The sequence below is a fragment of the Pseudoxanthomonas fibrivorans genome (genome assembly GCF_041464125.1).
Lineage (GTDB): Bacteria > Pseudomonadota > Gammaproteobacteria > Xanthomonadales > Xanthomonadaceae > Pseudoxanthomonas.
Window position 1 is genome coordinate 1,919,503 of record NZ_JBGNUG010000001.1, and the last position, 21,892, is coordinate 1,941,394.

Annotated in this window: 16 protein-coding genes and 1 pseudogene; 4 read left to right on the forward strand and 13 right to left on the reverse strand. The window is 70.8% G+C overall.

Going from position 1 to position 21,892, the window contains the following annotated elements; genetic code table 11:
• Positions 1 to 2: 2 nt before the first annotated feature.
• From ACA089_RS08790 to ACA089_RS08800, 3 genes are all read right to left on the reverse strand, one after another.
• Entirely contained in the window at positions 3 to 1,886 is a 1,884-nt protein-coding gene (locus ACA089_RS08790; RefSeq protein WP_372015823.1) for a sulfatase, read from the reverse strand.
• Positions 1,883 to 3,820, reverse strand: a complete 1,938-nt coding sequence (locus ACA089_RS08795) for a tetratricopeptide repeat protein (protein WP_372015825.1) — start codon at positions 3,818 to 3,820, stop codon at positions 1,883 to 1,885. The genes ACA089_RS08790 and ACA089_RS08795 overlap by 4 nt, the downstream gene beginning before the upstream one ends.
• 103 nt (positions 3,821 to 3,923) lie before the next feature.
• Positions 3,924 to 4,349 (reverse strand): pilin, encoded by a 426-nt coding sequence (locus ACA089_RS08800; protein ID WP_372015827.1) that lies wholly within the window; start codon positions 4,347 to 4,349, stop codon positions 3,924 to 3,926.
• 580 nt (positions 4,350 to 4,929) lie between these two features.
• Here ACA089_RS08800 and ACA089_RS08805 point away from each other — a divergent pair.
• The 3 genes from ACA089_RS08805 to coaE all read left to right on the forward strand — a co-directional run bounded on the left by ACA089_RS08805 (position 4,930) and on the right by coaE (position 7,771).
• On the forward strand, positions 4,930 to 6,189 hold the full coding sequence (locus ACA089_RS08805) for a type II secretion system F family protein (protein ID WP_372015830.1): 1,260 nt from the start codon (positions 4,930 to 4,932) through the stop codon (positions 6,187 to 6,189).
• A gap of 15 nt (positions 6,190 to 6,204) precedes the next feature.
• A complete protein-coding gene (locus tag ACA089_RS08810) occupies positions 6,205 to 7,068 on the forward strand; it encodes a prepilin peptidase (protein ID WP_372015833.1) in 864 nt (287 codons plus the stop codon).
• A 67-nt stretch (positions 7,069 to 7,135) separates the two neighbouring features.
• Complete coding sequence (coaE, locus tag ACA089_RS08815; RefSeq protein ID WP_372015835.1) at positions 7,136 to 7,771, forward strand: dephospho-CoA kinase; 636 nt, start codon at positions 7,136 to 7,138, stop codon at positions 7,769 to 7,771.
• A gap of 39 nt (positions 7,772 to 7,810) precedes the next feature.
• Here coaE and ACA089_RS08820 read toward each other — a convergent pair whose 3' ends face one another.
• The 3 genes from ACA089_RS08820 to ACA089_RS08830 all read right to left on the reverse strand — a co-directional run bounded on the left by ACA089_RS08820 (position 7,811) and on the right by ACA089_RS08830 (position 12,868).
• Positions 7,811 to 8,758 (reverse strand): Nudix family hydrolase, encoded by a 948-nt coding sequence (locus ACA089_RS08820; RefSeq protein ID WP_372015838.1) that lies wholly within the window; start codon positions 8,756 to 8,758, stop codon positions 7,811 to 7,813.
• Positions 8,759 to 8,941: 183 nt separating this feature from the next.
• Complete coding sequence (secA, locus tag ACA089_RS08825; RefSeq protein ID WP_372015840.1) at positions 8,942 to 11,692, reverse strand: preprotein translocase subunit SecA; 2,751 nt, start codon at positions 11,690 to 11,692, stop codon at positions 8,942 to 8,944.
• Between the two features lie 234 nt (positions 11,693 to 11,926).
• Positions 11,927 to 12,868, reverse strand: coding sequence for a peptidoglycan DD-metalloendopeptidase family protein (locus ACA089_RS08830; RefSeq protein WP_372015843.1), 942 nt, complete (start codon positions 12,866 to 12,868; stop codon positions 11,927 to 11,929).
• Between the two features lie 9 nt (positions 12,869 to 12,877).
• Here ACA089_RS08830 and ACA089_RS08835 point away from each other — a divergent pair, with 9 nt between their 5' ends.
• Positions 12,878 to 13,360, forward strand: coding sequence for a DciA family protein (locus tag ACA089_RS08835; RefSeq protein ID WP_372015846.1), 483 nt, complete (start codon positions 12,878 to 12,880; stop codon positions 13,358 to 13,360).
• Positions 13,361 to 13,720: 360 nt separating this feature from the next.
• On the opposite strand, the gene lpxC is transcribed toward ACA089_RS08835, so the two are convergent.
• The 7 genes and pseudogenes from lpxC to murG form a co-directional block, all read right to left on the reverse strand.
• Positions 13,721 to 14,632, reverse strand: coding sequence for a UDP-3-O-acyl-N-acetylglucosamine deacetylase (lpxC, locus tag ACA089_RS08840; protein ID WP_372015849.1), 912 nt, complete (start codon positions 14,630 to 14,632; stop codon positions 13,721 to 13,723).
• Between the two features lie 281 nt (positions 14,633 to 14,913).
• On the reverse strand, positions 14,914 to 16,164 hold the full coding sequence (ftsZ, locus tag ACA089_RS08845; RefSeq protein WP_372015852.1) for a cell division protein FtsZ: 1,251 nt from the start codon (positions 16,162 to 16,164) through the stop codon (positions 14,914 to 14,916).
• A 177-nt stretch (positions 16,165 to 16,341) separates the two neighbouring features.
• The gene (gene ftsA / locus ACA089_RS08850; protein ID WP_372015855.1) at positions 16,342 to 17,577 is read right to left on the reverse strand and encodes a cell division protein FtsA; all 1,236 of its coding nucleotides are present in this window, start codon (positions 17,575 to 17,577) and stop codon (positions 16,342 to 16,344) included.
• Positions 17,578 to 17,672: 95 nt separating this feature from the next.
• Positions 17,673 to 18,353: pseudogene (locus tag ACA089_RS08855) on the reverse strand (cell division protein FtsQ/DivIB); the annotation flags it as partial.
• Positions 18,350 to 19,342, reverse strand: a complete 993-nt coding sequence (locus ACA089_RS08860; RefSeq protein WP_372017720.1) for a D-alanine--D-alanine ligase — start codon at positions 19,340 to 19,342, stop codon at positions 18,350 to 18,352. The pseudogene ACA089_RS08855 and the gene ACA089_RS08860, both read right to left, overlap by 4 nt.
• Positions 19,343 to 19,350: 8 nt before the next feature.
• Positions 19,351 to 20,787: a UDP-N-acetylmuramate--L-alanine ligase gene (gene murC, locus ACA089_RS08865; protein WP_372015858.1), complete on the reverse strand. Its 1,437-nt coding sequence runs from the start codon at positions 20,785 to 20,787 to the stop codon at positions 19,351 to 19,353.
• A complete protein-coding gene (gene murG / locus ACA089_RS08870) occupies positions 20,784 to 21,863 on the reverse strand; it encodes an undecaprenyldiphospho-muramoylpentapeptide beta-N-acetylglucosaminyltransferase (protein ID WP_372017722.1) in 1,080 nt (359 codons plus the stop codon). The genes murC and murG overlap by 4 nt, the downstream gene beginning before the upstream one ends.
• Between the last annotated feature and the right edge of the window lie 29 nt (positions 21,864 to 21,892).

A 21,892-nucleotide genomic window follows, 5' to 3' on the forward strand; every position in this document is an offset into this window, starting at 1 on the left:
ACTCACCGGGTCGCCTGCGCGGCGCCGCTGGCGGCGCGCCCGTCGAAGAAGCGGCGGATGGACTCCTGGTGCCGCAGCATCGCCATTGCCACCTCCTGCCGTTCCGCGGGCGAATAGCGGCCGGACACGTCGCTCGCCTCGTCCGGGTCCGCGGCCAGGTCGAACGCCAGGAGCTTACGCTGCGATGGCGCGTACACCCACTTGAGCGTCGGCGTCAGGGTCGCCATGCAGGCGCCCGCGTACCAGCAGCTGGTCACCACCTGCGCGTGGCCCGCCGCGTCGAACAGGTCGCGCCCGGGCCCGCCTTCGACGCGGCCGCCGGCGATGCCGACCAGGGTGGGCAGCAGGTCCAGGTGCTGGCGCAGCGCGTCATCGGTGCCGGTCGGCAGCCGGTCGCGGCCGTCCCGGACCAGCAGCGGCACGCGGGTGACCTCCTCGAACGGAACCGAGTCGTGCTGGCGCGGGCCATGCTCGCCGAAGCTCTCGCCGTGGTCGCCGGTCACCACCAGCACCGTGTTGCCCGCCTCGCCCGACGCCTCGATCGCGTCGATGATCCGCTGCAGCACCTGGTCGGTGTACTCGAGCACGTTGAGGTAGGCCTGGCGCTGGCCGGCATCGTCGGCCGCGGCCGCCTTGCCCAGCTCCTGGTACGGATGGTGGGTCATCGAGGTCAGGATGGTCGCGAACTTCGGCGTGCGCGGGTGCGCGCTCCACCAGCGCGTGAACTGCGGCGGGATCGCGCCCTCGTCGAGGCCGAAGTAACCCGAGCCGGCGTAGCCCTCGGCGATCTGTTCCTTGTACAGGCCCGCCTCGAAGCCGGCGTTGGCGACCAGCCCGGGCCGGTTCTCGAACTTCCCGGTGGCCGACTGGATGAACAGCGTCCGGTACCCCGCCTGTCCCAGCAGGCCGGGCAGGCACGGCGCCGGGATGCCGCCCTCGCGGCTCTCGACGATCCGCATCTCCGGGTAGGGATGGATGCCGCAGAGGATGCCGGTCAGCGCCTTGGAGGTGTGCGAGGTCGTGGTGTAGGCGCGGGTGAACACGCGGCTGCGCGCCGCCAGCGCCTGCAGGTGCGGCATGTTCGCCCGCGGTCCGCTGCCCGAGTCGAACGGCGGCACCGAGATCGCGCGGGTCGACTCGAGCACGACCAGCACGATGTTCGGCGCATCGCTTCCGGCCGCCGGAAGCGGCGGCACCTCCGGCGCGGCATAGGCGGGGATTTCGCCGCCGGCCGCCTCCGGGTACGGCGGACGCAGCAGCGCGACGAAGGCCGAATGGCCGGCCAGCACGCGTCCCTCGCCTTCGCGGTTGAGCGCCCCGGCCTGGGCCACCACGACCAGCAGCGGCACCATCAGCAGCGGCAGCATCGCCCCGGCCCACGCCGCCCGGTCGCGCAGCAGCAGCGGCAGCGCGAAGGCCGCGGCGAACAGCGCGACGATCAGCAGGCTGGCCAGGTTCGAGGCCGAGCCCGACAGGACCTTCGACAGCTCGCCGATGTTCGACAGCGCGTACGCCGCCACGTCCCCCGAGAAAAACATGCCGGTCTCGCGGTGGAACAGCAGCTGCGCCGCCAGCAGCAGCGCGCCCGCCCCGGCCACGGCGCGGAACGCCCACAGGCGCGCACGCGACGGCACGGGGAGGACGGCGAGCACGCCGTAGGACACGCCGGCGCCGAGCAGGAACAGGACCACGTCCACCAGGCTGCGCGCGGACGCCTGTGCGATCCGCTCCGGCAGTGAGCCATCGCCGCCGCGGACCCAGGTGGCGACGAGGAGGTAGGCGGTCAGCACGCTGCCGGCCAGGCCCAGCGCCTCGCGCAGCGCCGGGCCGGGCAGCCACGAGGCACCCTGCGCCTGCGCGGCGGGCTTGGCCTGTGCCTCCATCATGGCTGGAACGGCACCAGCGGCTCGGACGCCAGCGCGGCCGGGTCCGGGCACAGTTGCGGCCAGCGGCCCGACGGGCGCCGGTCGCGGAGCAGGCCGACCATGGTGGCGCGGGTCGATTCGGCGCGTTCGAGCTCGATCGCGCCGACGCGGCGCGCGCGATGATCGCCCCGGCGATCCGCGCCAACGCCCGCAGCCACGTGGCGATCGGCGCCCTGCTGGCGTTCTGCGCCGGCCAGTTGGTCGACCCCCGCCGCTTCGGCGCGGTCGAGCTCGATCGCGCCGAAGCGGCGGGTGTCGACCTCCTGGCCGTCGCAGAACGCCAGCAGGTCGCCGATCGCCACGTGGCTGCGGTCGTTGGCGCGGATCGCGGTGGCGATCATCGCGCGCGCCTCGTCGTCGCGTCCGACCATGGCGTAGGACACCGCAAGGTTTATGTATAGGGAGCCGCTCCGGTCCTCAGGCGTAGTGTTATGCAAGGCCTGCTCGTAATAGCCGATCGCCTTCTCGAAGTCTCCGCGCATGTAGTGGCTCACGCCGACGTTCACCAGCGCGTTGACCGAGGTGAGGATGCCGTCCTCGCGCAGGCGCAGAACCTCCTCGTCGACCTTGTCGAAGCGGCGCAGGTCCAGGTACGCCCAGATCAGGTTCTCGCGGACCATGAACGAGCGCGGCGCCATCTGGTCGGCCCACAGCCACAGCGTCAGGTCGGTGCGCCAGGCCGGCACGATGGAGCGGACCACGAGCACGCAGGCCAGCAGCAGGCCCACGACCAGCAGCGGCAGCACCCGGCGCGCCGCGGCCGACAGCCGCAGGGGCGGAACCACATACGGCAGCAGCGCGAGCACCACCGCCGTGGGCAGGTACATGAAGCGCTGCTGGATCGAGTTGTTGCCGATGTTGAGCGGCACCAGGTGCATCACCGGCAGGTAGCAGATGATCCAGGCCAGCAGCAGCCAGCCGGCCGGCTTGCCGCGGATCGACAGCAGTACCGCCGTGACCAGCAGCGCCACGGTCAGCGCCATCGGCAGGATGAAGTCGAACAGGCTGGATTCGGCGGTCCAGCTGAAGATGTGCTGGGGCGAGTTGCCGACCAGCGGCAGCAGGGTGAACTGGAGATACTTGGGCAGCACCACCATGACCCGGGCCAGGTTCTCGTCGACGCCCAGGTCCACGCTGCCGTGGGTGCCGAATCCGCCTAGGATCGCATGGCGGATGACAAGGTAGACGACGCCGACTGCCGCACCGGCAGCCATGACCCCGAGCCACCGCGGCGACAGCAGCACGTCGAACAGGCGGCGGCCGTCGGCGGCAGCGCTGTTGCGCAGCGCCAGCAGCGCCAGCAGCAGGAACGGGAACACCACGGCGCTCTCCTTGGACAGCGCCGCCAGCAGGAAGCAGCCCGCCACCCCGCCCGCCACCGCCCAGGCCGGCCAGCGCTCGCGCGTGGCGACCCAAAGGCCCAGCAGCATGAACAGGGTGGCGACCAGGTCGAAGCGCGAGGACACCCAGATCACCGCCTCGGACAGGGCCGGGTGCACCGCGAAGAACGCGGCCAGCGCCAGCGCGGACCAGCGCGCCGTCGCCTCGGCCCGGCCGGTACGCCGCAGCGCGTCGCGCGCCAGCAGGAACACCAGGAACGCGCAGGCCAGGTGGATCAGCACGTTGACCGCATGCGAGACCGCCGGGTTGCGCCCGGCCAGCATGCCCTCGGCGAACAGGGTCAGCAGCGGGATCGGGCGGACATAGCTCTGGTTCTGGAACAGCGGCGAGAACGCCGTGCGGACCGCCGAGCCGGCGGAATCGAACCAGGCGAAGTCGAGCAGGAAGTAGCGGTCATCCCAGACGTAGCCGTTGTGGATCACGCCGCCGTAGGCAAGCACGACCAGTGCCGCCAGGACGAGCAGAGGCAGGCTGCGCTGCAGCCAGGGAGCCATTTTCACCCGCATTCCCCAGAAAACCGACGATCCGCCGGGATGGTATCCAAAAAGAAAGGCCCCGGAGAACCGGGGCCTTTCGATGTTGCGGCAAGACCCGCGATTACTCAGGGCGGCAGCTGGCCGGCAGCTGCGAGGTCTTCGGAGCATCACCCACGCAGCGCCAGTCGATACGGCCATTGTCCGCCGACGGGGTGATGGTGAAGGTGATGTCCGACGAAGCACCGGTCGACTGGGTGGTGACGTTGATCACGCCAGTGCCTTCTTCCACGGAGACCTCGGAGACATACTTCGACGGGCTGAAGCTGTAGCCCGAGTTCGAAGCGGTGATTTCCGACAGGCCGCCCAGCGACTGCGCGGTCTCGGCCACCGCCAGCTTGGCGCCGGCAGCGACGCTCAGGCCTTCACCGGCCTTGGTACGGATGGTGTAGTCCTGGTAGGCCGGCAGCGCGATGGCGACCAGGATGGCGATGATCGCGATCACGATCATCAGTTCGATCAGGGTGAAGCCCTGCATGTTCTTCTTCATACATTTCCCCTAGAGCGGTGATGGGTAGGACACTTGACCTTCGGACCCGTGTCCTTACCGGAGCGCGGGTGGTGCGCGGCGTATGCCACGTGCCGGGAGGCACGCAGGTTTGGTGCCAACTTTCCGGCACCTGACCGCCTGTTCATCCTACCAGTCATTGCCGGGACGGGAGATGTCCGCGGACACGTTCGAACTGTGATCCGGGCCGCAGAGGCGGATTCGACCCTTCGCGTCACATTGTGACAATTATGGTCACTACCGGGACCATGCCCTTCTGTATGTCCCTGTTCGGGCCGCTCCCCTCGACTAGGCCGCGGCCGTCCGCGTGGGGCTCCCGAGCGCCCCGGCGCATCCGGCTGGCGGCCGCCGCACGACCCGCGCACCCGCGCGAGCCCGCGGATCGCCCGGCGCTGCGCCGGCCCCGGTCGCACCGATGCCGCGCAATCGCCCCCGTCCCGGTCCGGCGCCGCGCGCCCCGCGCAGGTGCAAAGCGTGATCGGGGTGGCGTGCCACCCGCCACATTAGCGGCTACCATGCGACGGAAAGCCGGCGCGGGGAATGCCGGCGGGGAGACCTGAGCATGTCCGCGAGCCGAAGCGCCGTTAGGAATTCAGTGCCTGTAGACCGGGGGACCAGCCAGCTGGTGCCTTTCGTCTGGGAAGGCACCGACAAGCGCGGCGTAAAGATGAAGGGCGAGCAGCCGGCGAAGAACGCCAACATGCTCAAGGCCGAACTGCGCCGCCAGGGCATCACCCCGACCGTGGTCAAGCAGAAGCCCAAGCCGCTGTTCGGCCAGGCCGGCGCGACCATCACCCCCAAGGACATCGCCTTCTTCAGCCGCCAGATGGCGACCATGATGAAGTCGGGCGTGCCGATCGTGTCCTCGCTCGAGATCATCGGCGGCGGCCACAAGAACCCGCGCATGAAGGGGATGATCGACGGGATCCGCACCGACATCGAGGGCGGCTCCTCGCTGTACGAGGCCATCTCCAAGCACCCGGTCCAGTTCGACGAGCTGTACCGCAACCTGGTCCGGGCCGGCGAAAGCGCCGGCGTGCTCGAGACCGTGCTGGAGACCATCGCCAGCTACAAGGAAAACATCGAGTCGCTGAAGGGCAAGATCAAGAAGGCGCTGTTCTACCCGGCGGTGGTCATCGCGGTGGCGATCATCGTCAGCGCGATCCTGCTGATCTTCGTGGTGCCGCAGTTCGAGTCGACCTTCGCCAGCTTCGGCGCGGACCTTCCGGCGTTCACCCAGCTGATCGTGGGCGCATCGCGCTTCATGGTGAAGTGGTGGTGGGCGTTCCTGATCGGCATCGTCGGCGGCATCTTCGCCCTGCTGTTCCTCTACCGCCGCTCGCCGGCGATGCAGCACGGCCTGGACCGGCTGATCCTGAAGGTCCCGGTGGTCGGCCAGATCATGCACAACAGCGCGGTGGCGCGTTTCGCGCGGACCACGGCGGTGACGTTCAAGGCCGGCGTGCCGCTGGTGGAGGCGCTGGAATCGGTCGCCGGCGCGACCGGCAACAGCGTGTACGAGAAGGCGGTCTACCGCATCCGCGACGACGTGGCGGTGGGCTACCCGGTCAACCTCGCGATGAAGCAGACCGGGCTGTTCCCGCACATGGTCATCCAGATGGCGGCGATCGGCGAAGAGGCCGGCGCGCTCGACACCATGCTGTTCAAGGTGGCCGAGTACTACGAGCAGGAAGTGAACAACGCGGTCGACGCGCTGAGCAGCCTGCTGGAGCCGATGATCATGATCTTCATCGGCGGCGTGGTCGGCTCGATGGTGATCGGCATGTACCTGCCCATCTTCAAGCTGGCCGCAACGATCTAGGCACTTCCCCCGCGCATGGCATTCCTCGACCAGCAGCCCCTGCTGGGCTATCCCCTCGCCGCCGCCGTCGGCCTGGCCGTCGGCAGCTTCCTCAACGTGGTCATCCTGAGGTTGCCGCGGCGGCTGGAATGGGAATGGAAGCGCGATGCGCGCGACATCCTCGAGCTGCCCGAGCTGTACGACCCGCCCCCGCCCGGGGTGGTGGTCGAACCCTCGCACGACCCGGCCACCGGTGACCGGCTCAAGTGGTGGGAGAACATCCCTGTACTGAGCTGGGTGCTGCTGCGCGGCCGCTCGCGCTACAGCGGCCAGCCCATCTCGATCCAGTACCCGCTCGTCGAGCTGCTGACCGGCCTGCTCACCCTGGCCTGCGCCTGGCGTTTCGGTTTCGGCTGGCAGGGCTTCGGCGCGATGGTGCTGACGTGGTTCCTGGTGGCCGCCTCGGGCATCGACCTGCGCACCCGCCTGCTGCCGGACAGCCTGACCCTGCCGCTGATGTGGCTGGGCCTGGTCGCCAGCCTGGACAACCTGTTCATTCCCGCCAAGCCGGCCCTGCTCGGGGCGATCGTCGGCTACGTCTCGCTCTGGAGCGTGTGGTGGCTGTTCAAGCAGGTCACCGGCAAGGAAGGCATGGGCCACGGCGATTTCAAGCTGCTGGCCGCGCTCGGCGCATGGGTGGGACTGAAAGGCGTGCTCCCGGTCATCCTGCTGTCCTCGCTGCTGGGCGCGGTGATCGGAGCGGCATGGCTGGCCTATCGCGGGCGGAACCGCGCGACCCACATCCCGTTCGGACCGTACCTGGCCATCGCCGGCTGGCTCGTGTTCTTCTGGGGCGGCGAGATCGACGCGGCCTACCGGCAGCTCACCGGCCTGTACTGAGCGCCGCCGCCACGCGCACCCGCGCCACGGCCGCCCGCCGGCCGCGAGGGGCTCCTACAATCACGGCATGAGCGATTTCATCATCGGCCTGACCGGAGGCGTGGCTTCCGGCAAGAGCGAAGTGACGCGGCGCTTCCAGGCGCTGGGCGTGCACGTGGCCGACGCCGACCTCGTCGCGCGCGCCGTGGTCGAACCCGGCCAGCCCGCGCTGGCGCGCATCGCGGAGCGCTTCGGCGCGGACATGCTGCTCGCCGACGGCCGCCTGGACCGTCGCCGCCTGCGCGAGCGCGTGTTCGAGGACCCGCAGGCGCGCGCGGACCTGGAGGCCATCACCCATCCCGAGATCCGGCTCGCGCTGGCGCGCGAATGCCGCGCCGCCGCCGGGCCGTACGCGATCGCCGCGATCCCGTTGCTGGCCGAGGCGGGCGGTCGCGCGGCCTACCCGTGGCTGTCGCGCACCCTCGTGGTGGACGCGCCGGTGGAACTGCAGCACGCGCGACTGATGCTCCGCGACGGCATCGACGAAGCGCTGGCCACGCGCATGATCGCGGCCCAGGCGTCACGCGAAGCCAGGCTGGCGATCGCCGACGACGTCCTGGTCAATGACGGGCATCCCTCCCACCTCGATGCGCCGGTGGCCGCGCTCGACGCACGCTACCGCGCGCTGGCAGGCGCCCCCCGCGCGCCGGACGCGGCTTCCTAGGCGTCGAACGGCGGGTCCGCACGCAGCGGACCTCGCCCGCTACGGCCAGAAGCCGCGGATGGCGGCGATGCCCTGCGCCCCGTGGCCGCGGGCGACCGCCAGGTCGTCCGGGCCGAGGCCCCCGATCGCGTAGATCGGCAGCGCGACCTGCTCGCGCAGGGCGACGAAGCCGTCCCAGCCCAGCGGCGTCGCACCCGGATGGGTCGCGGTCGCCGCGACCGGCCCGAGCACGGCGAAATCGCACCCGAGCGCCTGGGCCTGGCGCAGGTCCTCGAGGTCGTGGCAGGACGCGCCCACGGCCTGCCCCTCGGGCAGCGGCCGCGCGGAGACGCCGGCGAGCTGCTCGCTGCCCAGCTGCACCCCCGCTCCCAGTTCGGCCGCCAGCGCGACGTCGCGGTTGAGCAGCAGGTCGACGCCGGCGCGACGGCATGCGTCGGCGACCTCGCGCGCCAGCGCGGCGTAGGCCTCCGCCGGGAGGCTGCGGGCGCGCAGCTGGATGCGCTCGATGCCCGACTCCAGCGCGCGCTGCAGCGAATGGCGCCAGGAGGCCATGTCCGTGCCGGGTTCGGGCGTGACCAGGTAGCGGTCGGGCTGGCGCAGCGCACCGACCACCGGCACGTCGGCCGACGGCATCGAATAGCGCGCCAGCCGATCCGGTGCGACCCAGGTCAGGGCCTGGCCCTCGCGTCCCCGGGGCGTGCCCTTCCAGCGGCGCACCGCCCGCACTTCGAGGCGCAACCGCTTGCCGGGGTACTCCTGCGGCACTTCGATGAGCGCCTCGCCGACTTCGGCCTCGATCCCCAGCTCCTCGTGCAACTCGCGGACGAGTGCCTGTTCGGAGGTTTCGCCGGGCTCGCGCTTGCCGCCGGGAAACTCCCACAGCCCCGACAGGTCGCTGTCCTCGCCGCGGCGGGCGAGCAGCACCCGGCCGCGCACGTCGGTGAGGACGCCGGCCACCACATGGATCGAGCGCAAAGGTGCTTCCATGGACCCAGCTTACCGGCGCATCCGAACCCCGTGAACCTGCTGGACGTCATCGGACGCCCGCGGAGGCAGGCGGCATGTCCGCGGGCGAGGCCGCGGATGCGGGCGGGATCGAGGCAGGGGCCGGGCCCTGCGGCCTTCCCGCCGCGGGGCAGGCGGGCGCCGTGAGCGGCGCCCGCGGCCGGATCAGGCCAGCTGGCCGTGGCAGTGCTTGTACTTCTTGCCGCTGCCGCAGGGACACGGGTCGTTGCGGCCCACCTTCGGCGCCTCGCGCACCACGGTACCGGCGGCGGCGGTGCCCATCACGGAGGCGTGGCGCTCGCGTTCGATCGCGGCGACCTCGTCCTCGGTGTCGTAGCCGGCGGCGGCCGCGTGCTGGAACTGGGCCTGGCGCAGCTGCGCCTCGGCCTGGGCGCGCTCCTGCGCCTCCAGTTCGGCCACTTCCTCCTCGCTGCGGATGCGCACGCGCGCCAGCAGGGTCACCACCTGGCGCTTGACGTTGTCCAGCATCTCCGAGAACAGCTCGAAGGCTTCCTTCTTGTATTCCTGCTTGGGCTGCTTCTGCGCGTAACCGCGCAGGTGGATGCCCTGGCGCAGGTAGTCCATGCGCGCGAGGTGCTCCTTCCAGCCCTGGTCGAGCACGTTGAGCATGATGTGCTTTTCCAGCGCGCGCGCGGTCTCGGTGCCCAGCTGGGCCTCCTTCTGCGCGAACAGCGCCTCGACCGATTCCTGCACGTGGCGCTCGATCGCCTCGGCGTCGAGTTCCTCGCGGGTCTTCGCCAGGCCCTGCAGGTCCAGGTCCAGGCCCAGTTCGCCGGCCAGCGCCGCTTCCAGGCCGGGCAGGTCCCACTGCTCGTCGACCGACTCGGCCGGCACGTAGCGGGCGACCATCTCGGCCACCACGTCGCCGCGGATGCCGTCGACGTTGTCCTTGACCGAATCGGCGTCCAGCAGCTCGTCGCGCTGGGCGTAGATCACCTTGCGCTGGTCGTTGTTGACGTCGTCGAAATCGAGCAGGTTCTTGCGGATGTCGAAGTTGTGCGCCTCGACCTTGCGCTGCGCCTTCTCGATCTGCCGGCTGACCAGCTTGTCCTCGATGACGTCGTCTTCCTTCATGCCCATCATGCGCATCGCCTTCTGCACCCAGTCGGAGGCGAAGATGCGCATCAGGTTGTCTTCCAGCGACAGGTAGAAGCGGGACGAGCCCGGGTCGCCCTGGCGGCCGGAACGGCCGCGCAGCTGGTTGTCGATGCGGCGCGACTCGTGGCGCTCGGTGCCGACGATGTGCAGGCCGCCGGCGGCCTTCACCTGGTCGTGGCGCTGCTGCCAGGCGGTCTTGGCCTTGGCCTTGTCCAGCGCGGTGGCTTCCTCGCCGAGCTCGTGCAGCTCGGCCTCGAGCGAACCGCCCAGCACGATGTCGGTGCCGCGGCCGGCCATGTTGGTGGCGATGGTCACCGCGCCGGGGCGGCCGGCGTTGGCGACGATCTGCGCCTCGCGCTCGTGCTGCTTGGCGTTGAGCACCTCGTGCACGACGCCCGCCTTGCGCAGGTACTCGGAGAGCATCTCCGAGGTCTCGATCGAGGTGGTGCCGACCAGCACCGGCTGGCCGCGCTTGAAGCAGTCCTCGATGTCGGCCAGCACCGCGCGGAACTTGCCCTCGCGGTTGAGGAACACCTGGTCCGGGTAGTCCTTGCGCTGCACCGGCTTGTGGGTCGGGATCACGATCACTTCCAGGCCGTAGATGCTCTGGAACTCGTAGGCCTCGGTGTCCGCCGTGCCGGTCATGCCGGACAGCTTCTTGTACATGCGGAACAGGTTCTGGAAGGTGATGCTGGCCAGCGTCTGGTTCTCGCGCTGGACCGGCACGCCCTCCTTCGCCTCCACCGCCTGGTGCAGCCCGTCGGACCAGCGGCGACCGGCGAGGGTGCGGCCGGTGAACTCGTCGACGATCACTACCTCGCCGTCGCGGACGATGTAGTCCACGTCGCGCTGGAACAGCGCGTGCGCGCGCATCGCGGCGTTGAGGTGGTGCACGACCGACAGGTTGTTGGCGCCGTACAGGCTGTCGTCCTCGCCCAGGATCCCGGCGCGGCGCAGCAGCGACTCGGCATGCTCCATGCCCGCCTCGGACAGGTGCACCTGCTTGCCCTTCTCGTCGACCCAGAAGTCGCCCTCGCCATCCTCGGCGTCCTGGCGCTTGAGCTGGGGGACGATGCGGTTGACCCGGATGTACAGCTCCGGCGACTCGTCGGCCGGGCCGGAAATGATCAGCGGCGTGCGCGCCTCGTCGATCAGGATCGAGTCGACCTCGTCGACGATGGCGTAGTGCAGCCCGCGCTGGAAGCGGTCGGCCTTGGACAGCGCCATGTTGTCGCGCAGGTAGTCGAAGCCGAATTCGTTGTTGGTGCCGTAGGTGATGTCGGAGGCGTAGGCCGCCTTCTTGTCCGAGTGCGGCATGCCCGGGTAGACCACGCCCACGCTCAGGCCCAGCCAGTTGTAGAGCTTGCCCATCCACGCCGCGTCGCGGCGGGCCAGGTAGTCGTTCACCGTGACCACGTGCACGCCCTTGCCCTCGAGCGCGTTGAGGTACACCGGCAGCGTGCCGACCAGGGTCTTGCCTTCGCCGGTGCGCATCTCGGCGATCTTGCCCAGGTGCAGGACCATGCCGCCGATCAGCTGGACGTCGTAGTGGCGCATGCCGAGCACGCGGCGGCTGGCCTCGCGGCACACCGCGAACGCCTCGGGCAGGACCTTGTCGAGCGGCTCGCCGCCGGCGATGCGCTGCTGGAAGTGCGGGGTCTTGGCCTTGAGCTCGTCGTCCGAGAGCTGCTTCATCTCCGGTTCGAGGGCGTTGATCCTGGCGACGATGCGGTCCAGCTGGCGCAGGAGCCGTTCGTTGCGGCTGCCGAAGACACGGGTAAGCAGTTTGTTGATCATCGATGGGGCCGGTTGGGAATGAACGCCTGGGACCGCCGCCAGCGGGCGGTCCATGCGGACAGGGCGAACAGGCCCGTCCGAGGCAACATGACATTGTAGCTTGGGACGCCGGCCACCGATCTCAAGGCACGCGGAACCGTCGTCGGCCGCCCGTGCGCGGCCGCAGCCCGCGCCGAAACGAAAAGGCCCGCCCCTGCGCGGGACGGGCCTCGGGGCCGGCCGGTGGTGGAAGGCTCAGCCGCGGGTGCGCTTGGCCACCGGCGCGCGTCCGTCGGTCAGGAACTTGCGCGGGTTGACCACGCTGCCGTTCTCCCAGACCTCAAAATGCACGTGGGCGCCGGTGGAGCGGCCGCTCGAACCGGCCTTGGCCACCTGCTCGCCAGCGCGGACCAGGTCGCCGGCCTTCACCGTCAGGCGCGAGTTGTGCGCGTAGCGGGTGACATACCCGTTGCCATGGTCGACTTCGATCGTGTGGCCGTAGCCGCTGCGGGAACCCGCGAAGCTGACCACGCCATCGGCCACCGACATCACCGGGTCGCCGACATTGGCGTCGAAGTCGATGCCCTTGTGGAACTGCCGGCCGCGGCCGAACGGATCGGCGCGGTTGCCGAAGCTGGAGGTGATGTAGCTGCGGCGGACCGGCGAGCGCACCGGCAGCGCATTGTTCTCGAGCTGGCGATCGAACAGCAGCGACTCCATCACGCCCAGCTGGCGCCCGGAAACCTCGAACTGCTGCTGGACCTCGTCCAGGCCTGCCACGAGCTCGTCGCGGGGCATGTCGCGGGCGACGCCGGCGCCACCCTGGCCGGGCGTGCCGTGGAAGTCGAACTCGCCGTCTTCGAGCTGGCCGGCTTCGGTCAGCCGTTCGCCCAGCGCGTTGAGGCGGTTGGCCTGGGCCTGCAGCTCGCCCAGGCGGGCGGCGAGCGCGTTGATTTCCTGCTGGGACTGGCGCCGGACCTGCTCCAGCTCCTGCTGCTGCGCGGCCAGGCGCGCGGAGGAGTGCTGCGCATTGGCGAATCCGATCGCGACGCCGGCCCCGGTCCCGAACAGGACACCGGTGGCCAGTACGGCGGCGACGGCGAGACCCGGGCGCTGCGAGGCCAGTTGCTGGACCCGGCCGGAGAGGCCGTCGGCATGGCGCGCACGCGGGTTTCTTACGAAGAATTTATAGCTCATGCTTTGGGTATGCCTGATGTAAAGCCCAACACGCGCCGGGCGGCGGTCCCGCTTCCCGCGGCAGAAGCCGCGCTGGCGGATGAGACTGGCGCCCCCTTGCGAAGAGCCCTTTGGCTCGACGCGTTGGACCAGCAATTGCGTCCCCTGCTGCCGCCGGGGCTGGCGCCCCATTGCCGGTTGGCCAACGTATCCGGCGGTCAGCTCGTTTTTGTCACCGATTCCCCGGTCTGGCGGGCGCGGGTGCGCCTGGCAGAAGCCGAACTCCTCGATGCGGCCCGCTCCGTCGGGCTGAACCCCACTGCAGTCATCGTCAAAACGACTACCGTCCCGTGGCAGCCACCCGTACCGGCAGGCCCCGCGGTCCCCCTGGTTTCAGCGACCGCCCGGCAAGCCGTGAGCGACGCATTGGCATCCCTGCGGGAATCCGATCCTTCCGATTCCCCGGATTCCGGAGCTCCTGCCCCGGGGTCTTCGACCGGCCCCGCAACGTAGTGTCCCGTCGCTGGAGGCCAACCCGCGGGGCATCCTATCGTCACATCCCCCTCACGTCGTTAGCGAATCATTAAAAACTCGTTACGCGGGATACGAACGGCGGATCGGGTTCACGCTTCATGAAAGTCCATGAAGACATGAAAACGTTCTCCGAACTGAATAGACGGTTCAGGTCTGGAGCACGACTGGCCCCGCCCGGTAGCTATCGGCCGGCGGTGGTCGTGATGAAGCAGGCCGCGCTCGTTGCGGCCATGGGCCACCCTGAAGTGGACGGGGCAAAGCCGCGCGCGCAGGGACTCCCCGGGGGCGGGCTGGACGACCAGGGCGATGGCGGACGCCGCGGGGCGTCGGCGCCGGGGATCAGGCCAGCGCGGGGGTCCCGTAGGCCAGCGGGGCCGGCGCGGCATGGTCCTCGAAGCTCACCCGCTCCCAGGCGCTGGCGTCGGCCAGCAACGCGCGGGCGAGCTTGTTGTTGAGGGCGTGGCCGGACTTGTAGCCCTCGTACGCCCCCAGGATCGGGGCGCCGACCAGGTAGAGGTCACCGATCGCGTCGAGGATCTTGTGGCGGACGAACTCGTCGGCGTAGCGCAGGCCGTCCTCGTTGAGGACGCGGAACTCGTCGAGCACGATCGCGTTGTCCATCGAGCCGCCCAGGCCGAGGTTGAGCTCGCGCATGTACTCCAGGTCGCGCATGAAGCCGAAGGTCCGGGCGCGGGAGATTTCCTGGATGTAGGCGGCGGTCGAGAACTCGAGCGTGTGGCGCGACTGCCTGGCCGGGATCATCGGATGGTCGAACTGGATGGTGAAGTCCAGCCGGTAGCCGTCGTACGGCGTGAAGCGCGCGACCTTGTCGCCGTCGCGCACCTCCACGTCCTTGAGGATGCGGATGAAGCGCTTCGGCGCGTCCTGCTCGGCGACGCCGGCGGACTGCAGCAGGAACACGAACGGGCCCGACGAGCCGTCCATGATCGGCAGCTCGGCCGACGACAGCTCGACGATCAGGTTGTCGATGCCGAGGCCGGCCGCGGCCGACATCAGGTGCTCGACGGTCTGGATCTTGGCTTCGCCGCAGGTCAGGCCGGTGCACAGCGTGGTCTCGGTGACCAGGCCCGCGGAGGCCGGCACTTCCACCGCCGGATCCAGGTCGGTGCGCCGGAACACGATGCCGTGGTCGGCCGGTGCGGGGCGCAGGGTCATGTAGACCTTGTTGCCGCTGTGCAGGCCAACGCCGGTGGCGCGGATCGTGTTCTTGAGGGTGCGCTGCCGGGTCATGGGTCCACCGTGCGACGGGATATCCGTATGGAGTGCCGCGTGAAGAGGCCGAGAATATCACGCGTTTAGCTGAATCTTAACGGACTGCGGCGTGCCTCCCGTGGTGTCCGGCGCCACGCCGGCGCAGGCGATGGGAGGTCGTCTGGCGACGAAAACCTGCCGGGCCTGGAAGGCCCGGCAGCAAGGACAACGGACGCCGGCCGCGCGCGACCGGATGCCACAGGCGGGACGTTACCGCGGCGGATGCCTTCGACCGGCGTCGCAGGACGCCGGCCGGGAGCTCAGTCCGCCTGGCGACGCAGGAACGCCGGGATGTCCAGGTAGTCGCTCGGCAGGTCGGCCGCGGCCGGGGCCGGCGCGGAACTCGCCGCGGCACCCGAAGCTCCCCCGCGGCGCAGGCCCAGACCACCCACCGCGCTGGCGACCGGGTCGACGCCGAAGGCGTCGTCGATCGGCAGGCCGGTGGTGGCGTCGCGGACCAGCCGGACCGGCGCGCGCATCGGCTCGCGTGCCGAGAAGTCGGCACGGCCGCCGGCGAACTCGCGCTCGCGCACCGGCTGGCGGGCCACGGCACGGTTCAGGCCGGTGGCGACCACGGTCACGCGCACTTCGTCCTGCATTTCCGGATCGAGCACGGTGCCCACCACCACGGTCGCGTCCTCGGAGGCGAAGCCCTCGACGGTGCGGCCGATCTCGTCGAACTCGGCCATGGTGAAGTCCGGGCCGGCGGTGATGTTGACCAGGATGCCGTTGGCGCCGGCCAGGTTGACGTCGTCCAGCAGCGGGTTCTGGATCGCGGACTCGGCCGCCGCCTGGGCGCGGTCGTCGCCGCGGGCGGTGCCGGTGCCCATCATCGCCAGGCCCATCTCCGACATCACGGTGCGCACGTCGGCGAAGTCGACGTTGATCAGGCCCGGGCGCACGATCAGGTCGGCGATGCCCTGCACCGCGCCCTGCAGCACGTCGTTGGCGGCGCGGAACGCCTGCACCATCGTCGCGTTCCTTCCCAGGACCGTAATCAGCTTCTCGTTCGGGATGGTGATCAGCGAGTCGCAGTGGGCCGACAGCTCCTCGATGCCCTTGAGCGCCACCTGCATGCGGCGGCGGCCCTCGAACGGGAACGGCTTGGTGACCACGGCCACGGTCAGGATGCCCATCTCCTTGGCCAGCTGCGCCACCACCGGCGCGGCGCCGGTGCCGGTGCCGCCACCCATGCCGGCAGTGATGAACACCATGTCGGCGCCGTCGAGCGCGGCGATGATCTGCTCGCGGTCTTCCAGCGCGGCCTGGCGGCCCACCTCGGGATTCGCGCCCGCGCCCAGGCCCTTGGTGACGTTGCCGCCGAGCTGGAGCTGCATCCGGGCGCCGCAGTTCTTGATCGCCTGGGAGTCGGTGTTGGCGGTGATGAACTCAACGCCGTCCACGCTGCTGTTGACCATGTGCGCGACGGCATTGCCGCCGCCGCCGCCGACGCCGATGACCTTGATCACCGCGTTCGGAGCCATCTTCTCGATCAGTTCGAAATGTGCCATGTCCGTTGTCCTCTTTATATAAGTGCCGGCTTTCTGTGCTCCGGCGTCAGTTGTCGTTCGCCTGTTCCACAGCAGGCGGGGCCTGCCCGCTGTTCCTGCCGCTGCCACCCTGTCCCCGGCGATGCCGGCTTCCTGCAACAACCACCTCCAACCACCTCACCCGCACCAACACGCGGCCTAGAACTCGCCGCCGTACCACTTGAAGATCTTCTTGAAGAAGCTGCCGGCGCGGCCGCTGGGGAGCGACGGCCGGCGCGGATGCTCGATCTGGCTGCCCATCAGCAGCAGGCCTACGCCGGACGCATGGACCGGGTTGCCCACCACCTCGCCCAGCCCGGTCACGTGCTGCGGGATGCCGATGCGCACGGGCATCTGCAGCATCTCCTCCGCCAGCTCGACCACGCCTTCCATCTTCGAGGCGCCGCCGGTCAGGACCATGCCGGCGCGGACCAGTTCCTCGAAGCCGGACCGGCGCAGCTCGGCCTGGACCATCTCGAAGATCTCCTCGTACCGGCCCTGCACCGCCTGCGCCAGCGAGGCGCGCGGCATCCGCCGCGGCGGCCGGTCGCCGACGCTGGGCACCTGGATGCTCTCTTCCGCGGTGGCCAGCTGTGCCAGCGCGCAGGCGTAGCGCACCTTGATCTGCTCGGCTTCCGGGGTGGGCGTGCGCAGCATGTGCGCGATGTCGTTGGTGACGTGGTCGCCGGCGATCGGCAGCGAGGCGGTGTGGCAGATCGCGCCCTGGATGAACACCGCGATGTCGGTGGTGCCGGCGCCCATGTCGACCAGGACCACGCCGAGCTCGCGCTCGTCGGCGGTCAGCACCGCCACCGAGGACGCCAGCGAGGACAGGATCAGGTCGTCGACCTGCAGGCCGCAGCGCTGCACGCACTTGGTGATGTTCTGCGCGGCCGACTGCGCGCAGGTGACCAGGTGCGCATGCACCTCCAGGCGCACGCCGGTCATGCCGACCGGGTTGCGGATGCCTTCCTGCGAATCGTCGAGCACGTATTCGCGCGGGATCGCGTGCAGGATGCGCTGGTCGGCCGGGATCGCGACCGCCTTGGCCGCGTCGAGCACGCGGTCCAGGTCGGCCCAGGTCACCTCGCCGTCGCGGATCGGGACGATGCCCGGCGAGTTCTTGCACTGCACGTGGTTGCCCGAGATCGAGGCGTAGACCGAACGGATCTCGCAGCCGGCCATCAGCTCGGCCTCCTCGACCGCGCGCTGGATCGACTGCACGGTCGACTCGATGTCCACCACCACCCCGCGCTTGAGGCCGCGCGACTCGTGGGAGCCGATACCGATCACCTCGATCGGGTTGCCCGGCGAATACTCGCCCACCAGCGCCACCACCTTGGAGGTGCCGATGTCGAGGCCGACGATGAGGGACTTGTCGCCTTTGCGGTTCATGTACTGCTCGCTTGCCGTGGTTGCGTCCGCGCCGCGCCGGCCGGCGCCTGCGGATGGGGGGAAGAAGATGTGGAAGCCGCGGGCGTGCCCCAGGCAAGGGTGAAGCCGTTGGTGTAGCGCAGGTCCGCCCGCGCGATCGGCCGCGCCTGCTGGACCAGCAGCTGCGGCAGGACGCGCGCGAAGCGCTGCAGCCGGGCGCGCGCATCGTCGCGGCCGACGACCACCTCCATGCCATTGTCGAGCGTCATCGACCAGCTGCCGCGCGCGTCCATCGCCAGGCGAGCCACGTCGTAACCCAATGGCGCGAACTGACCGCGCGCTTCGTTGTAGAGCGCCACCACTTCCGCGGTTCGCCCGTCGGGGCCGCCCAGGCGCGGCAGGCGGCCGGCGGCCAGGTCGCGCGGCAGCGGGAACAGCCGGCCGCGCTCGGACAACAGGCGGTCTTCGCCCCAGAACGCGAACGGCTTGTGCTCCTGGACATGGATCTCCAGCACGTCCGGCCATTGCTTGCGCACCTGCGCGTGCTCCACCCAGGGCAGCTTCTCCACCGCATGCTGGGCGGCATCGAGGTCGGCGGCGAAGAAGCCGCGGGCGGCGTACGGCGCCACCGCCGCGCGCAGCTGCTCGGCCTGGACCCGCTCGAACTGGCCGGTCACGCGCAGGCGCGACAGGGGCCAGCGCTCGGCGCCGACCCAGCCGTTGAGCACGGCCACCACCGGCAGCGCGACCAGCGCCACCGCGAGCAGCCAGGCCAGGATGCGCAGCAGCGCGTTCACGCAGCGGCACCTCCGGCGGCGCCGGCATCCGCGGCCGGCACGGGGATCGTGTCCTCCAGGATCCGCCAGCACAGGTCCTCGAAGCCGACGCCGACCTGGCGCGCGGCCTTGGGCACCAGCGAGTGGCTGGTCATGCCGGGCGCGGTGTTGACCTCGAGCAGGTACAGCGCGCCGCTCCCGCGGTCGCGCATCACGTCCACCCGGCCCCAGCCGCCGCAGCCGGCGGCGCGGAACGCGGCCAGCGCCAGCGCGCCGATCTGCGCCTCGTCGGCCTCGCCCAGGCCCGGGCACAGGTACTGGGTATCCTCGGCCACGTACTTGGCGTGGTAGTCGTACCACTGGCCCTTGGGCACGATCCGGATCGACGGCAGCGCCAGGTCGCCGAGGATGCCCACGGTCAGCTCGTCGCCGATCACCATCTGCTCCATCAGCAGCTCGCCCGGGTAGCGCGCGGCCAGTTCCACCGCCGCATCCAGGTCGTCGTCGGCCAGCACCCGCGAGACCCCCACGCTCGATCCCTCGCAGGACGGCTTGACGATCACCGGCAGGCCCAGGCTGCGCGCGGCCTCGTGCACCGACGCGGCGTCCACGCCATTGGCCAGGCGCACGTAGCGCGGCGTCGGCAGGCCCAGCGACAGCCACACCTGCTTGGTCCGCACCTTGTCCATCGCCAGTGCCGAGCCGAGCACGCCCGACCCGGTGTACGGCACGCCCAGCGCGTCCATCAGGCCCTGGACCACCCCGTCCTCGCCGCCGCCACGCTGGCCGTGCAGGACGTTGAACACGCGGTCGAACTTCTTCGCCAGCAGCGCCTCGGCCAGCGCGGGGATGCCGTCGACCGGGTGCGCATCCACGCCGTGCGCGCGCAGCGCCTCGAGCACGTTGCGCCCGGAGTCCAGCGACACCTCGCGTTCCGAACTGGTACCGCCCATCAGCACGGCCACGCGGCCGAACACCGAAGGATCGGTGAAGCGCGGCGCCGGCAGCATGAAGGCGCTCACGGGCGGCTCCCCGGCGCGAAGCCGTCGGAGGCGATCTGGTGGGCCACGTAGCCGATGTCGCCCGCCCCCATCATCAGCAGCAGGTCGCCGTCCTGCAGCACGTCCGGCAGCACGTGGGCGAGATCGGCCACCTGCCCCACCACCACCGGCTCGCTGCGGCCGCGCGCGCGGATGGCGCGGGCCAGCGCACGCGCGTCCGCGCCGGGGATCGGGGCCTCGCCGGCCGGATACACCTCGCTGAGCACCAGCGCATCGGCCTCGGAAAGCACCGCGGCGAAGGCGTCGAACTGGTCGCGCGTGCGCGAATAGCGGTGCGGCTGGAAGGCCACGACCAGGCGCTTGTCGGGCCAGCCGCCACGCGCGGCCGCGAACACCGCCGCCAGCTCCTTCGGATGGTGGCCGTAGTCATCGACCACGCGCACCTTCGCGCCGGCGGCCGTCGCCACTTCGCCCAGGTCGTTGAAACGGCGGCCGATGCCGGCGAACTTCTCCAGGGCCGCGGCGATGTGCTCCGGCGATACGCCCAGCTGCCAGGCCACCGCCGCGGCGGCCAGCGCGTTGAGCACGTTGTGGCGGCCCGGCAGGGCCAGGGTCACCGGCACCGTCGCGCCCTCGGGCAGGCGCAGGGTGAAGCGCATGCGCCCGCCGTCCTGGACGATGTCGTCGGCGCGCACGTCGGCGTTCTCGGCGGTGCCGTAGGTCATCACGTGGCGCGGCGTGTGCGCGGCCAGCGCGGCGACTTCCGGGTCGTCGATGCACAGCACGGCCAGGCCGTAGAACGGCAGCCGCTGCAGGAACTCGGCGAACGCCGACTGCAGCCGGGCGAAATCGCCGCCGTAGTTCTCCAGGTGGTCGGCATCGATGTTCGTGATGATCGCCACCAGCGGGTTCAGGCGCAGGAAGCTGCCGTCGCTTTCGTCGGCCTCGGCGACCAGCCACTGGCCACCGCCGAGCTTGGCGTTGGCGCCGGCCGCCAGCAGCTGCCCGCCGATCACGAAGGTCGGATCGAGCCCGCCCTCGCTGAGCACCGCCGCGGTCAGGCTGGTGGTGGTGGTCTTGCCATGCGTGCCGGCAACCGCGATCCCGCGGCGGAAGCGCATCAGCTCGGCCAGCATCGCTGCGCGCGGCACGATCGGGATGCGCTGGCTGCGCGCTTCCATCAGCTCGGGGTTGTCCTCGCGGATCGCGCTGGAGACGACCACGCAATCGGTGCCGAGTACGTTGGCCGCCGAATGGCCGCGGACGATGCGCGCGCCGAGCCGGGCCAGGCGGCGGGTCGCGGCGTTGTCGGCGGTGTCCGAGCCGGACACCTCGTAGCCGAGGGTCAGCATCACCTCGGCGATGCCACTCATGCCGGTGCCGCCAATGCCGACGAAGTGCACGCGGGGAAAGGCGCGCACCAGGTCGTCGGTGTCGTGCAGGCGGCGGATCATGCGGGTACTCCGGGGGACGTGTCGGACGGACGGGATTCTTCGAGGACGATGTCGGCGATGCGCTCGGCCGCGTCCGGCCGCGCCAGCCCGCGCGCGGCGCCGGCCATGGCCAGGCGCCGCGCCGGGTCGGCCGCCAGGGCGCGCAGCAGCGGCTGGAGGTTCGCGGCCAGCTGCGCGTCCTGCTTCAGCAGCACGGCCGCGCCGGCATCGACGAGGTATTCGGCGTTGCGGGTCTGGTGGTCGTCGACCGCGGCGGCGAACGGCACCAGCACGCTGCCGACTCCCGCGGCGCACAGCTCGGCCAGGGTCGAGGCGCCGGAGCGGCATACCACCAGGTCGGCCCACGCGTAGGCGGCCGCCATGTCCTCGATGAAGGCCTCGACGCTGGCGGTCACGCCGGCGGCGGCGTAGGCGCGCCCGGCTTCGGCGCGCAGCTTCTCACCGCACTGGTGGCGCACCTCGACGGCGACATCGGCGAGCGCGGCGAGCGCCAGCGGCACGGCGTCGTTGAGCGCACGCGCGCCCTGGCTGCCGCCGAGCACCAGCAGCCGCAGGGGACCCTGCCGCCCGGCGAGCCGCTGTTGCGGTGGCGGCAGCGACGCGATCGCGGCGCGGACCGGATTGCCCGCCACTTCCTCGAGCGCGAAGCTGCCCGGGAAGCCGCTGAGCGTGCGGCGCGCCAGCCGCGACAGCACGCGGTTGGTCATGCCGGGCGCGCGGTTCTGTTCGTGCACCAGCAAGGGCAGGCCCGACAGCCAGGCCGCCAGGCCGCCGGGACCGGAGGCGAAGCCGCCGAAGCCGATGACCGCGCGCGGACGACGACGGCGCAGCACTCCGCGCGCGGCCTGGACCGCGCGCGCCAGCCGGAACGGTGCGGCGAGCAATGCCAGCTTGCCCTTGCCGCGCACCCCGGCCACCGGCAGCGTGTCGATCTCGATCCCGTGCTGGGGCACCAGCCGCGTTTCCATCGCGCCCGCCGCGCCCAGCCACACCACCGGCACGCCGCGCGCGCGCAGCACGTGGGCCACGGCCAGCGCCGGGAAGATGTGGCCGCCGGTGCCGCCGGCCATGACCATGACCGGGCGGGTGCTGGCGGCGGGCGCGG